Genomic DNA, 13,294 nt, shown 5'->3' on the forward strand with positions numbered 1-13,294 from the left:
ATCAGTCGGCAACGATGCCGCGTTCGTCGATGCGGATGCGCGCCATCGGCCGGCCGAGCAGCTTCTCGACGCCGGTGCGGGCCGCGTCGCGGGCCTGCTGCGCCAGGGCGTCGTCGCGGCGCGCGAGCCCGGCGAGGTAGCCGTCGAAGTTGACGCCGTAGGCGATTGCCAGGGTCTCGGCAGCCTCCTGCTTCTGTGCATCGTTCATCTTCTGCACATCGGCGCTGGCAGCGAGCTGTGCACGGAACTGCTGGTAGACCTTGCGCTCGGCCAACGGCGAGACCTGCAGCTGCCGCTTGCGCGCCGCCGCCTCGATGCGGGCAAAGCCGTCCACGGCGCCGCGCAGCCGCGGGTCCTGTTCGGGCGGCACGTCGACCAGGTCGTTGTGGATCTGGTAGTTGTTGACGACGAAGTACTGGTACGCATAGGCCAGGTCGTCGGCCGGGAAGCCGTCCTTGCGCGCCGTGCTTCGATACAGCTCGACATAGCGCAGGTAGCGCGCCTGCGCGTCGCGCCGGGCGGACGCGCTCGCGGCTTCGCGCTCGGCGATGCGGCCGGGCAGCAGCGGTGCAGGCGTCATCGCGAAACGGGTCGTGTCGCGCGGGGGTGCAGCCGGCGCGGCCGCTGGCTTCGACGCTGCGCTGCCGGTGGTCATGGCTGTGCCGACGGTGGCGTTGAAGACGCGCGTCGAATAGATCTGGTTGTTGATGTACCACTGCCCGGGGTTGGACATGATCTGCGCCGACGCCAGCCCGCTGCCAGCCAGAGCGGCCGCCAGGCCGAGGCCGCGCAGGCAGCCGGCGGCGTTCACGGCTTGACGCGCGCCACGCGCAGCACCGAGGCAGAGCGCTTGAGCACGCGCATCACCTCGGCCAGGTGCAGCCGGTCGCGCACGCTCAGCAGCAGGCGCAGCTCGCTGGTCTGCGCGGCGCGTTCGTCGCCCATGTCGATGTGGGTGATGTCGGCCTCGGCCGAAGCCACCGCCGAGGCCACCTCGGCCAGCACGCCCTTGCCGTTCTTGAGCAGCACGGCGATCGCGGTCTCGAAGGCGCGGGTGGGCTGCTCGGCCCATTCGACCGTCATCCAGCGTTCGCTGTCACGCTCGAAAAGGCGCTTGCCGACGCTGCAGTCGGCGGTGTGCACCGTCAGGCCCTCGCCGCGGCCGAGGTAGCCGACGATCGAATCCCCCGGGATCGGCCGGCAACACGGCGCCAGCTGCACGGAGGCGCCTTCGCTGCCGTCGATCAGCACCATGCCCTGCAGCGGCGCGTTGTCGTCGCTGGCGTAGCGGCCCATGGTCAGCGTCAGCGCGTCGGGGCGCTGGCCTTCCTCGGCCATCAGCCGCGCCACGCGCTTGGCCACGATGCTGGCGATCTTGCGGCCCAGGCCGATGTCGGTCAGCAGCTCGGCGCGGTTGCGGTTGCCGCTCCAGCGCGTCACCTGCTGCCACAGCGGCGCGTGTTCCTCGCGCTCGTCGGGCAGCTGCAGGCCTTCGGCGCGCAGGGCCTGCGCGAGCATCTTCTCGCCCAGGTCCTGCGACTCTTCCTGCTCCATCGTCTTCAGGTAATGGCGGATCTTCGAGCGCGCCCGGCCGGTGCGCACGAAGTTCAGCCAGGCCGGGTTCGGCCGCGCGTTGGGGGCGCTGACGATCTCGACCACGTCGCCGCTGCGCAGCTCGGTGCGCAGCGCCACCGGCTCGCCGTTGACCTTGGCGGCCACGCAGTGATCGCCGACGTCGGAGTGGATCGCATAGGCGAAGTCCACCGGCGTGGCGCCCTTGGGCAGCGCGAGGATCTTCGACTTCGGCGTGAACACGTAGATCGCGTCGGGGAACAGGTCGATCTTGACGTGCTCGAGGAATTCGCTGGCGTCGCGCGTTTCGTCCTGGATATCCAGCAGCGACTGCAGCCACATCGCACCCAGGCGCTGCGCGTCCTGTGCGTGGTTGCCGCCGGCGCCCTTGGACTTGTACATCCAGTGCGCGGCGATGCCCTTCTCGGCCACGGCGTGCATCTGCTCGGTGCGGATCTGGAACTCCACCGCCGTGCCCAGCGGGCTGACCAGCGTGGTGTGCAGCGACTGGTAGCCGTTCGCCTTCGGGATCGCGATGTAATCCTTGAAGCGCCCGGGCATCGGCTTGTAGAGCTGGTGCAGCACGCCCATCGCCATGTAGCACTCGGGCAAGGTGCTCACGACGATGCGAAAGCCGAAGATGTCGTTCACCTGCGCGAAGCTCAGGTGCTTCTCGCTCATCTTCTTGTAGATCGAGAACAGCGTCTTCTCGCGGCCGAACACCTGCACCGGCAGCTTGGAGTGCGTGAAGGCCTTCTCCACCTCGCGCTGGATGCGTTCGACCACGTCGCGCCGGTAGCCGCGGGCCTTCTGCACGGCCTTGAACAGCGCCGCGTGGCGCCACGGCCGCAGGTGCTGGAACGACAGCTCCTGCAGTTCGCGGTAAGTCTGGTTCAGGCCCAGGCGGTGGGCGATGGGGGCATAGATGTCCAGCGTCTCGCCGGCGATGCGCACGCGCTTGGAGGGCGCCATGGCCTCCATCGTGCGCATGTTGTGCAGCCGGTCTGCCAGCTTGATGAGGATGACGCGCACGTCGCGCGCCATCGCCAGCAGCATCTTGCGGAAGGATTCGGCCTGCGACTCCTCGCGCGTCGAGAAGCGCAGCTTGTCGAGCTTGGTGAGGCCGTCGACCAGGTCGGCGGTGGGCGCGCCGAAACGCTCGATCAGCTCGGACTTCGGGATGCCGCAGTCCTCCATCGCGTCGTGCATCAGCGCGGCCATGATGGCCTGGGCGTCGAGCTTCCACTCGGCGCACAGGCCGGCCACCGCGATCGGGTGAGTGATGTAGGGCTCGCCGCTGGCGCGGAACTGGCCGAGGTGCGCCTCGTCGGCGAAGCGGTAGGCGTCGCGCACGCGCTTGATGTCGGCGGCGTCGAGGTAGTCGAGCTTGGAGGTCAGCGCCGCGAAGGAGGCGGCGGCGGCGTCGGCAGTGACCAGCTTCGCCGGGGCAGCGCTGCGCCGGCTCGACGAGGCGGTCGAGTCACGCAGTGCTTCGGGGGTACGGTCGCCCATGTCCGGAATTTAGCAGGCCGACACCGGGCCCGCAGGGCGAGGCGGCCGAAGGAGGGCCGCCATGGGGTCAATGGCGCGTCAGACGGGGACTTTGCGGAGCATCTCGATGCCCACTTCGCCGGCGGCGATCTCGCGCAGCGCGGTCACGCCGGGCTTGTTCTTGGTTTCGATCTTCGGCGCGTGGCCCTGGCTGAGCATGCGCGCACGGTAGGTCGCGGCCAGCACGAGCTGGAAGCGGTTCGGGATCTTGACGAGACAGTCTTCGACGGTGATGCGGGCCATGCGGATGCTCCGGGGGAGATCAGATCAGATCGAGCGCAGCAAAAACCTGGGACTTGTTGCGGCGCTGGGCAGCGTACTTCAGACGCTGGGAGTGGACGACGGTCTTCAAGTCGAAGAGGGCCGTCTCGAACAGGGCGTTGATTATAACGAAGTCGAAATGCCGGGCCTGGGCCACCTCGATGCGCGCGTTGTCCATGCGCCTGGCGATCACGTCCACGCCGTCCTCGCCGCGGCGCATCAGGCGCTGGCGAAGCTCCTCCCAGCTCGGTGGCAGGATGAAGATCAGCACGGCATGCTGGAACAACTGCTTGATCTGCAGCGCGCCCTGCCAGTCGATCTCGAGCACCACGTCCTGGCCGCCGGCGATGCGCGCCTCGATGGCTTCGCGCGAGGTGCCATAGAGGTTGCCGTGCACCTCGGCCCACTCGAAGAAGTCGCCATGGGCGATCTTGGCGCGGAACTCGGGCTCGCCGATGAAGTGGTACTCGCGGTCCTGCTGCTCCTGGCCGCGCGGCGCGCGCGTGGTGTGCGACACCGACACCGCCAGGTGCGAGTCGAGTTCGAGCAGTGCCTTGACCAGGCTCGACTTGCCGGCCCCGCTGGGGGCGGCGACGACGAAGAGGTTGCCGGGGTAGTCCATGAGCGCGTCGGTGTGCCGGGCCAGAGCGAAGTATCGCCGCTCAGCGCGATGCCGGTTCGGGGCGGTTGAGCGCGTCGTGCCGGGTTTGCACGCTCGGCGGCCATTGCGACTTGATCCACGAGAGCGCGGCGACGATCTCCGTGTCGCTGAGCACGCCTTCGAAGGCCGGCATCGCCGAGGCGTGGTTGGTCAGCCTGGCGGCCCGGGCCACGCCGTACTTGGTGATGCGGAACAGCATCTCGTCCGGGTGGTGCCAGGTGTGGCCGCTGGCATCGTGCGGCGGTGCGGGCAGCAGGCCGTCGGCGCCGGGCTGGCGCCAGTTCGGCTGGCCTTCCAGGCGCGCGCCGTGGCAGGAGGCGCAGCGCGCCTCGTAGACCTGCCGCCCCAGCGCCACCAGTTTCGCGTCGTCGGGTTGCAGGCGCCAGGGCTCGCCCGGCGGCTGGGTCACGCCCCACAAAGCCATTGCCGCACCGCCCGCCGCGAACACGGCCAGTGCTCCCAGCCACAGTAGCTTGGGCGAGGCCACGGTCAGTCCGCCTTGGGCTCGATGACCGTGACCACGTAGTCGGCACCCTGCTTTTCGGCCTGGAAGCGCACCTTGTCGCCGGCCTTGAGCTTGTCGAGCCAGGCCTTGTCCTTGACCTGGAAGACCATGGTCATCGGGGGCATGTCGAGGTTCTTCAACTCGCCGTGCTTGATGGTGAGCCTGGCGGCGCCCTTGTCGACCTTGCGGATCTCGCCTTCGCTCAGGTTGGCGGTGTCCGCGGCGATGGCGACGGCACAGGTGCTCGCGAGCAGCAGTGACAGCAAAGGGGTTCTCATGTCGGATTCCTTTCGGGAGTGGTTGTTTGGGGGTCAGGCGGCCCGCACCGAGATGCGGCCGGCCATGCCGGCCTGGTAGTGGCCGGCGATGAGGCAGGCGAAGGCGAACTCGCCCGCGCGGTTGAAGGTCCAGACGATCTCGCCGGTCTTCCCCGGCGGCACGTGGGCCATCCAGGGCTCGTCATGCTGCATGTCGGGAAAGCGCAGCATCAGCGCGGCATGCTCGTCGAGCGCGGCCGGCGTGCCGATGACGAGCTCGTGCAGCACCGCGCCGGTGTTGCGGATGCGCAGGCGCAGCGTCTGGCCGAGCTTCACGGCGAGGCGATCCGGCACGAAACGCATCGAATCGAGCATTCGCAGATCGACCGTGCGCGTCGCGCGCCGCGCTTCGCCGGCGATGCCCCAGGGTTGCTGCTCCTTCGCCACCGGCGCGCCGGTGTTCGGGTGTTTCGGTTCGCCGTGCCCGTGCGCGGAGCCGACGCACGCCAGCGCGCCCGTGGCGATCAGCAGCGTGCGGCGATCAATGGTGCTCATGGCTTGCTCCTGGTTTGCGGACCTTGACTTCGACGGCCTGCTTGTCAGGCACCGGCGGTACGCCGCGTGGCGCCTCGGCCAGCGCGCCGGTCCATTCGTAGGCCACGGTGCCCGGCGGATGCTTGAACCAGCCGGGGTCGCGGTAGTCGCCCCGCGGCTGGTCGCGCCGCACCTTGAGCACGCTGAACATGCCGCCCATTCCCACCGCGCCGAACGGGCCGCTGCCGGTCATCATCGGCGCGGTGTTGTCGGGCAGCGGCATCTGCATCTCGGTCATGTCGTGCATGCCGCGCTCGCCCATCACCATGTAGTCGGGCACCAGGCCGGTGATCTGGCGCACCACCTCGCGATGGTCCACGCCGATCATCGTCGGCACGTTGTGCCCCATCGCGTTCATCGTGTGGTGGCTCTTGTGGCAGTGCATCGCCCAGTCGCCCTCCTCGTCGGCGACGAAGTCGAGCTGGCGCATCTGGCCCACCGCGATGTCGGCGGTGATCTCCGGCCAGCGCGCGCTCTTCGGCGTCGGCCCGCCGTCGGTGCCGGTGATGAAGAACTCGTGGCCGTGCAGGTGGATCGGGTGGTTGGTCATCGTCAGGTTGCCGATGCGAAAGCGCACCTTGTCGTTCTTGCGCACGACGAGCGGGTCGATGCCGGGGAAGATGCGGCTGTTCCAGGCCCACAGGTTGAAGTCGAGCATCGTCATCACCTTGGGCGTGGCGCTGCCGGGCTCGATGTCGAAGGCATTGAGCAGGAAGCAGAAGTCGCGGTCGACCTCGTCGATCAGCGGATGCTTGGCCTTCGGGTGCGTGACCCACATGCCGTACAGGCCCATCGCCATCTGCACCATCTCGTCGGCATGCGGGTGATACATGAAGTTGCCCGGCCGGCGCGCGACGAACTCGTAGACGAAGGTCTTGCCCGGTGGGATGCCCGGCTGGGTGAGCCCGGTGACGCCGTCCATGCCGTTGGGCAGGCGCTGGCCGTGCCAGTGCACGCTGTGCACCTCGGGCAGCCGGTTGGTGACGAAGATGCGAACGCGGTCGCCTTCGACCACCTCGATGGTCGGCCCCGGGCTCTGGCCGTTGTAGCCCCACAGGTGGGCCTTGAATCCGGGCGTCATCTCGCGCACCACGGGTTCGGCGACGAGGTGGAACTCCTTCACGCCGGCGTTCATTCGCCAGGGCAGCGTCCAGCCGTTGAGCGTGACGACCGGGTTGTAGGGTCGGCCGGTGGGCGGCACCAGCGGCGGCATCGTGTCGGGCCGGGTCTGCAGCACCGGCTCGGGCAGTGCGGCCATCGCCGCCTTGCCCACCGTGGCCGCGCTCACCGCGGCGGTGGCGCCGAGAAAATTGCGTCGGGAAACCATGGTGTGTCCTTCGGGTTCAGTGGCCGGCGCCGCCGCTGTCGGCAGGCGCAGGCGAGGGGCCGGCCATCGGCACGAACGTGGGCCGGCCGAGCATCGCCATGTCCAGGTCAGCCTGTGCGAGCCAGAAGTCGCGCAGCGCGTCGATCGAGGCGTTCACCCCGGCGATCTGCGCGCGCGCATCGGCGAGCAGTTCGAACACGCCGATCAGCATGCCGTTGTAGCGAAGCAGGTTCTCCTCGGCGATGCGCTGGCGCAGCGGCACGATCTCGTCGCGCTGGTGCTTCGCGATGTCCCAGGCCGTGCGATAGGCGCCGTAGGCTTCGCGCACTTCGGATCGCGCATTGATCGCCGTCTCGGCGGCGCGCTGCAGGGACTGCCGGTAGACGCTTTCGGCCCGTGCCACACGCGAGCTGCCCCAGTCGAACAGCGGCAACTCGAAGGAAACCTCCCAGCCGCGCTGCGTCGGTGCCTCGTTGGAGCTGTTGCGCACGGCGCCGAGCTCGAGCACGTTGACGAATCGGGTCGTCTTCGTCAGGCCCAGGTTGCGGGCGGTCTGCTCTGCGGCGAGCTTCGCGGCCTGCAGGTCCAGGCGCTGTGCGAGCGCCGTGCGCTCGATGTCGGGCAGGTCGGCCGGTTGCGGCGGTAGGTCAGGCAGGCGTTCGGGCAGCGTGAATTGCGTCTGCGTGCCCCACAGGCCGAGCAGGCGGATCAGCCGCTCGCGGGCGGCCAGCCGGGCCTGCTGCGCGCGCGCCAGGTTGAGCGCCGCGTCCGCATAGAAGCCCTGCTCGCGGGCCTGCTGCAGCTTGTTGAAGTTGCCCACCTGCGCCATGCGGCGCGCGAGCTCCGCGCCGGCCTCGGCGGCCTGCATCACCTGGCGCGTGTAGCGCAAGGTCTCCTCGGTGGCCACGGCCTGCACCCAGGCCTTGCGCGTGTCGGCCGCGAGGGCGAGCACGCTCGACGCCGCAGCACCCTGGGTCTGCGCGAAGCGGCGCGATTCAAGGCCGCGCCGCATCGGCATCGCGATCAACGCCGCGAGGTCGAAGTGCAGCCCGCGCTCCAGCTCGATCTCGTCGCCACGCGTGACCCGCCCGAAGCTGAAGCCCGGATTGGGCAGCCGGCCGGCCTGCACGAGATCGGCCTCGCCGATGCCCAGCTCGAAGAAGGCCGCCTGCAGGCCGCGGTTATTCAGCAGCGCGAGTTGCACCGCGTCGTCGGCCGACAACGGGCGGCTCAGTAACTCGGCCACGCGCTGGTCGATGCGCGATTGCTGCTCCTCGGTGCGTGCCCAGTACAGGTCCTTGCCGAGCCTGTCCTTCGCGACCTGCTCGACCTGTCCGAAACCACCGTCCGCGCTGAACGACGCGCAGCCGGCCAGCAGCGCGGCCAGCGCGAGCGGCGCGGCCAGCCGGATGCAGCGGGCGCTCATCGTGCGCCCCCGCCGGGCGGCGTCGGCGGGGCGGACGCCGCGGGCGCAGCCGCCTCGCGCGCATACGCGCGCCAGCCGCCGATGCGCGCTGCCGTGTCATTCGCCTCCTTCCAGCCAAGAGGAAGGGGCTCGCCGATCCGTCGGTAGGTCGCCAGCGCCGAGTCGTGCCGGAGTGCCGGCACCGCGGTCTGCGGATTCAGCGGATCGGCTTTGGCGCCGCCGCCTGGCGTTTGGGCCGGGGCCATTGCAGTGGCCAGCAGCAAGGCGGCTGCCAGCAGGGCGGGCGTGCGCCCGCGCCAAGTGATGGGGACCATGTCGTCCTCGCGTGAACTGGGGCATCGTCCGGCCGCGGGCGCGGCCGGTCCCGGCACTCGCCGTGGCGAGTGCGGCTCAGGCGCGGGGCGATCGAGGCGGGCGTTCGAGTCCGCTGGTCAGGAAGACCGGATCGGCGGCGCCGCGGGCCGCGACGTGGAGCGTAGCCTCCGATGGCGCGACCACGACCGGTGAGCTGCTTGGCAGCGCCAAGCCCACGCAACAGGAGACGCAGGCGCTGCAGTGGTGCTTGGCCGCAGGCGTGGAGCCGTCGTTCGACGCGTCGTCGGCATGCGATGCCGCGTGCTGATGATGCTCTTGCGCAAGCTGCTCATGCATGTGCCGGGATTCGACATCGCCGTGACCGCCGACCGAGGCGTGCTGCATGGGCCCATGGCTTGGGCCGCACTGCGTCATCTGCGCCGCGGCAAACCCTTGCACCGGCAGCGCCAGCAGCAAGAGGCAGATCCACAGAGTACGCATGGCAGTCTTCACGCCGCCAGTCTAGTCGAGTCGACGAGCCCGTGAAGATCCAGGCTCATTCGATGTTTTGCACCTGCTCGCGCAGCTGCTCGATGGCCACCTTCATCTCCACCGAGATGTTGGTCAGCTCCAGCGAGGCGGCCTTCGAGGCCAGGGTGTTGGCTTCGCGCAGCAACTCCTGCACGAGGAAATCAAGCCGCTTGCCGAGCTCGCCGCCGGCCTTGAGCAGGCGCTGGATCTCGTCGAGGTGGGCGCGCAGGCGCGCCAGTTCCTCGGCCACGTCGATGCGGATCGCGTAGGCCGCAGCCTCGTTGATGGCGCGCTCCTGCAGCGCCTCGCGCGGGATGGTCTGGCCCGCGCCGACGACCTCGAGCGCCTCCTGCCAGCGCTCGAGGAAACGCTGCTGCTGGCGCTGCACCACGGCCGGCACCAGCGGCTCGGCCTGCTTGGCCAGTTCGCGCAGGCGCTGCACGCGCTCCATCAGCACCGCCACCAGCTTGTCGCCTTCACGCGCACGCGCCTCGCGCAGGCCGTCGATGCAGCGCCTGGCCGCCTCGAGCGCCGCTTCGTCCAGTCGGGCCGGACTCGATCCGCTCTTGCACCACTGCAGGATCTCGTGCACCGACAGGCCCTGCGCCTTGGGCAGCCAGCCCTGGATCGTGCTTTCCAGCCGCGTCAGGCGGTTGAGTTGTTCGGGCTGCGGTTGCGGCCACGCGGAATCGGCCTCGGTGTGCGCATTGAGTCGCAGTTCGACCTTGCCGCGGCGCACGGCGGCACCGATCAGGTCGCGCAGGGCGGGTTCGAGCGAGCGGAACTCGTCGGGCAGGCGCAGTGCGAGGTCGAGGAAGCGGCCGTTGACGGATCGCATCTCCACGGTCACCGAGCCTTGCGACGATGCGGGAGCGCGGTGCGTGCCAGTTTCCGCACTTCCGACCTCCTCGCCCTGGGCGGGAGCCCCCGCCGTGGCACTGGCGTAGCCGGTCATGCTGTAGACTGCCATCAGGCCTTTTCCCCTCGAAAAACGCGATTATGTCAAAGCCCAAACCAGCACCTTTGCCCTCCGGCACGGTGGTTGGCGGCTATCAGGTCATCAAGAAACTGGCGGCCGGTGGTTTCGGTGTCGTCTACCTCTGCGAAGACCCCGATCGACACCTCGTCGCGCTCAAGGAATACCTGCCCTCGTCGCTGGCCGAACGCTCGCCCGGCGAGCTCACGCCGCGCGTGAAGCCCGAGAAGCAGCCGCTGTACCGACTCGGCCTGAAGAGCTTCTTCGAAGAAGGCCGCTCGCTCGCGCAGATCAGCCATCCGAGCGTGGTCTCGGTGCTGAACTTCTTCCGCGAGAACGAGACCGTCTACATGGTGATGAACTACCTGCAGGGTGACACCCTGCAGGACTTCATCGTCACCGCCCGCGACCTCAAGCGTGACAAGGTGTTTCGCGAGTCGACCATCCGCTCGCTGTTCGACGAGATCCTGCGCGGCTTGCGCATCGTGCATCAGCACAAGATGCTGCACCTGGACATCAAGCCCGCGAACATCTTCATCACCAATGACAACAAGGCGGTGCTGCTGGACTTCGGCGCGGCGCGCGAAGTGCTGAGCAAGGAAGGCAACTTCATCCGCCCGATGTACACGCCGGGATTCGCTGCGCCCGAGATGTACCGCCGCGACGGCACGCTCGGCCCCTGGACCGACATCTACGCCATCGGCGCGTGCATCTACGCCTGCATGCAGGGCTACCCGCCCAACGACGCGCCGCAGCGCATCGAGAAGGACCGCCTGGCGCTGTCGCTCTCGCGGCTGCGCAACGTCTACTCCGACAACCTGATCGAGGTGACGGAGTGGTGCATGTCTCTGGACCCGCTGTCGCGGCCGCAGAGCGTGTTCGCGCTGCAGAAGGAACTGGCGCGCGAGACCGAGCGCCGCTACACCAAGCTCAGCTTCAGCGAACGTCTGAAGCTGCAGATCGAGAACCTGACCACCGGCGCCAAGGCCTGAGCGCCGGCAGGGAAGTACCTTCATGCGTTTTTCTGTCTACCAGGTCAGCCGCAAGGGCGGGCGCGAAAAGAACGAAGACCGCATGGGCTATTGCTACACGCGGGATTCGGGCCTGTTCGCCCTGGCCGACGGCATGGGCGGCCACCCCGAGGGCGAGGTCGCCTCGCAGCTCGCGCTGCAGACGCTGGCCGCGATGTTCCAGCGCGACTCCAAGCCCACGCTGCCCGACCCGATGCGATTCCTCAACGAATCGATCATCGCCGGCCACCACCAGCTGCTGCGCTACGCCACGCAGAAGGCGCTGATCGACACGCCGCGCACCACCATCGTCGCCTGCCTGCTGCAGGGCAACGCGGCCTACTGGGCACACTGCGGCGACTCGCGGCTGTACATGGTGCGCGGCGACAAGCTGATCGCCCGCACGCGCGACCACTCGTATTCCGAGCTGCAGGAGACCATGAGCCAGGTCGTGCCCATGGGCGAGCGCTTCAACCGCAACGTGCTGTTCACCTGCCTGGGCAGCCCGGGCAAGCCGGTGGTCGACACCGTCGGCCCGCTGCTGCTGCAATCCGGCGACCGCCTGCTGCTGTGCAGCGACGGCCTGTGGAGCAGCGTCGCCGATGCCGAGATCACCAACCAGCTGTCGCGCAACGCGATCTCCGACGCCGTACCCGAGCTCGTCGAGCAGGCGCTGCGCAACGGCGGCCCGAAGAGCGACAACGTCTCGGTGCTGGCCGTCGAGTGGGAAGCCGCCGAGGACAGCGACAGCGGCATGGGCATCTCCACGCAGTCGCTCGGCGAGGAGGTCTTCGCCTCGACCATCCAGGCCAGCGTGATGGGCACCGACGCGCCGGACGAACTCGACGACGCCGAGATCGAGCGCTCGATCCGCGAGATCAACGAAGCGATCCGCCGATCTTCCCAGAAGAAGAGCTGATCTCGCAGCACGCTGCGACAATCGCAGCATGACTACCTTCCATCGCACGCAAGGCCGTGCCGCTGACTCCCTGCGTCCGGTCACCATCACGCGCCACTACACACGCCACGCCGAAGGCTCGGTGCTCGTCGCTTTCGGCGACACCAAGGTGCTGTGCACCGCCTCCGTGGAGGAGAAGGTGCCGCCGCACAAGCGCGGCAGCGGCGAGGGCTGGGTGACGGCGGAGTACGGCATGCTGCCGCGCTCGACGCACACGCGCAGCGACCGCGAAGCGGCCAAGGGCAAGCAGAGCGGGCGAACGCAGGAGATCCAGCGCCTGATCGGCCGCTCGATGCGCTGCGTGTTCGACCTCAAGGCGCTGGGCGAGCGCACCATCTCGCTGGACTGCGACGTCATCCAGGCTGACGGCGGCACGCGCACCGCGGCGATCACCGGCGCCTTCGTCGCTGCGCACGACGCGGTGAGCTGGCTGCAATCGCAGGGCAAGCTGCAGGCCTCGCCGATCCGCGAGTTCGTCGCCGCGGTGTCGGTGGGCATCGTCGAAGGCACGCCACTGCTCGACCTCGAATACGTCGAGGACTCGGCCTGCGACACCGACATGAACGTGGTGATGACTGCCGCGGGCGGCTACGTCGAGGTGCAGGGCACCGCCGAGGGCGCCGCCTTTTCGCACGCCGAGATGGCCACGCTGCTGGCGCTGGCCGACAAGGGCATCCGCGAGCTGGTGCTGGCGCAGAAGGCCGCGCTCGCCGTCTGAACATGCGGCTGGTACTCGCCTCCAACAACGCGAAGAAGCTCGCCGAGCTGAAGGCGCTGTTCGATGCGCTGCCGCTGGACATCGTCACGCAGGGCTCGCTCGGCGTGGCAGAGGCCGAGGAGCCGCACCACACCTTCATCGAGAACGCGCTGGCCAAGGCGCGGCATGCCGCGCAGGCGATCGGCGGCGCGGCGATCGCCGACGACTCGGGCCTGTGCGTCGATGCGCTGGGCGGTTTGCCTGGCGTGGCTTCAGCGCACTTCGCGAGCGTCGAGCTGCCGGCGGCCGAGCGCGAGGTGCAGCGCAGCGTGCAGGACGCGGCCAACAACGCGCTGCTGCTGCAGCGCCTGCAGGGTGCGACTGACCGCCGCGCGAAGTTCGTCAGCACCCTGGTCGCGCTGCGCTCGGCCGACGACCCCGAGCCGCTGGTCGCGGTGGGGCGCTGGCAAGGCGAGATCATCGAGGCGCCGCGCGGCGCCGGCGGCTTCGGCTATGACCCGCTGATGTTCATCCCGGCACTGGCCAGCAGCGTCGCCGAGCTCGATGCAGCCACCAAGAACGCGCACAGCCACCGCGCGCTGGCCGCGGCGCAGATGGTGGCGCTGATGCGCTCGGCCTGGCACCTTGGCTGAAGGCATTCCGATCCGGCCGGC

General features: G+C 69.0%; 16 protein-coding genes. 4 read left to right on the top strand and 12 right to left on the bottom strand.

Going from position 1 to position 13,294, the window contains the following annotated elements; all coding sequences use genetic code 11:
• Position 1 precedes the first annotated feature (1 nt).
• The 12 genes from HZ992_RS03590 to HZ992_RS03645 form a co-directional block, all read right to left on the bottom strand.
• Positions 2 to 811: a DUF6683 family protein gene (locus HZ992_RS03590; RefSeq protein WP_209385329.1), complete on the bottom strand. Its 810-nt coding sequence runs from the start codon at positions 809 to 811 to the stop codon at positions 2 to 4.
• Positions 808 to 3,084 (bottom strand): RelA/SpoT family protein, encoded by a 2,277-nt coding sequence (locus HZ992_RS03595; protein ID WP_209385330.1) that lies wholly within the window; start codon positions 3,082 to 3,084, stop codon positions 808 to 810. The genes HZ992_RS03590 and HZ992_RS03595 overlap by 4 nt, the downstream gene beginning before the upstream one ends.
• Positions 3,085 to 3,162: 78 nt before the next feature.
• A complete protein-coding gene (gene rpoZ / locus HZ992_RS03600; RefSeq protein WP_054155240.1) occupies positions 3,163 to 3,366 on the bottom strand; it encodes a DNA-directed RNA polymerase subunit omega in 204 nt (67 codons plus the stop codon).
• Between the two features lie 19 nt (positions 3,367 to 3,385).
• Positions 3,386 to 4,006, bottom strand: coding sequence for a guanylate kinase (gene gmk / locus HZ992_RS03605; protein WP_209385331.1), 621 nt, complete (start codon positions 4,004 to 4,006; stop codon positions 3,386 to 3,388).
• A gap of 40 nt (positions 4,007 to 4,046) precedes the next feature.
• Entirely contained in the window at positions 4,047 to 4,532 is a 486-nt protein-coding gene (locus HZ992_RS03610; protein WP_245213342.1) for a c-type cytochrome, read from the bottom strand.
• A gap of 2 nt (positions 4,533 to 4,534) precedes the next feature.
• On the bottom strand, positions 4,535 to 4,828 hold the full coding sequence (locus HZ992_RS03615) for a copper-binding protein (RefSeq protein ID WP_209385332.1): 294 nt from the start codon (positions 4,826 to 4,828) through the stop codon (positions 4,535 to 4,537).
• 33 nt (positions 4,829 to 4,861) lie between these two features.
• Positions 4,862 to 5,362 (bottom strand): cupredoxin domain-containing protein, encoded by a 501-nt coding sequence (locus HZ992_RS03620; protein ID WP_209385333.1) that lies wholly within the window; start codon positions 5,360 to 5,362, stop codon positions 4,862 to 4,864.
• Positions 5,349 to 6,728, bottom strand: a complete 1,380-nt coding sequence (locus tag HZ992_RS03625; RefSeq protein WP_209385334.1) for a multicopper oxidase family protein — start codon at positions 6,726 to 6,728, stop codon at positions 5,349 to 5,351. The genes HZ992_RS03620 and HZ992_RS03625 overlap by 14 nt, the downstream gene beginning before the upstream one ends.
• 16 nt (positions 6,729 to 6,744) lie before the next feature.
• The gene (locus HZ992_RS03630; protein ID WP_209385335.1) at positions 6,745 to 8,154 is read right to left on the bottom strand and encodes a TolC family protein; all 1,410 of its coding nucleotides are present in this window, start codon (positions 8,152 to 8,154) and stop codon (positions 6,745 to 6,747) included.
• Positions 8,151 to 8,468, bottom strand: coding sequence for a hypothetical protein (locus HZ992_RS03635; RefSeq protein ID WP_209385336.1), 318 nt, complete (start codon positions 8,466 to 8,468; stop codon positions 8,151 to 8,153). Before HZ992_RS03635 ends, HZ992_RS03630 begins: the two co-directional genes overlap by 4 nt.
• Positions 8,469 to 8,544: 76 nt before the next feature.
• Complete coding sequence (locus HZ992_RS03640) at positions 8,545 to 8,961, bottom strand: hypothetical protein (RefSeq protein ID WP_245213343.1); 417 nt, start codon at positions 8,959 to 8,961, stop codon at positions 8,545 to 8,547.
• A gap of 43 nt (positions 8,962 to 9,004) precedes the next feature.
• A complete protein-coding gene (locus HZ992_RS03645) occupies positions 9,005 to 9,949 on the bottom strand; it encodes a YicC/YloC family endoribonuclease (protein WP_209385337.1) in 945 nt (314 codons plus the stop codon).
• Positions 9,950 to 9,978: 29 nt separating this feature from the next.
• Here HZ992_RS03645 and HZ992_RS03650 point away from each other — a divergent pair, with 29 nt between their 5' ends.
• Genes HZ992_RS03650 through rdgB form a run of 4 tightly spaced genes read left to right on the top strand, consistent with a single transcriptional unit; the run spans position 9,979 to position 13,273 of the window.
• Complete coding sequence (locus HZ992_RS03650; protein WP_209385338.1) at positions 9,979 to 10,947, top strand: serine/threonine protein kinase; 969 nt, start codon at positions 9,979 to 9,981, stop codon at positions 10,945 to 10,947.
• Between the two features lie 22 nt (positions 10,948 to 10,969).
• Positions 10,970 to 11,884 (top strand): PP2C family protein-serine/threonine phosphatase, encoded by a 915-nt coding sequence (locus tag HZ992_RS03655; protein ID WP_209385339.1) that lies wholly within the window; start codon positions 10,970 to 10,972, stop codon positions 11,882 to 11,884.
• A gap of 28 nt (positions 11,885 to 11,912) precedes the next feature.
• Positions 11,913 to 12,641, top strand: a complete 729-nt coding sequence (rph, locus tag HZ992_RS03660) for a ribonuclease PH (protein WP_209385340.1) — start codon at positions 11,913 to 11,915, stop codon at positions 12,639 to 12,641.
• Positions 12,642 to 12,643: 2 nt separating this feature from the next.
• Positions 12,644 to 13,273, top strand: a complete 630-nt coding sequence (gene rdgB, locus HZ992_RS03665; RefSeq protein WP_209385341.1) for an RdgB/HAM1 family non-canonical purine NTP pyrophosphatase — start codon at positions 12,644 to 12,646, stop codon at positions 13,271 to 13,273.
• Positions 13,274 to 13,294 lie beyond the last annotated feature (21 nt).

The sequence above is a fragment of the Rhizobacter sp. AJA081-3 genome (assembly GCF_017795745.1).
Lineage (GTDB): Bacteria > Pseudomonadota > Gammaproteobacteria > Burkholderiales > Burkholderiaceae_C > Piscinibacter.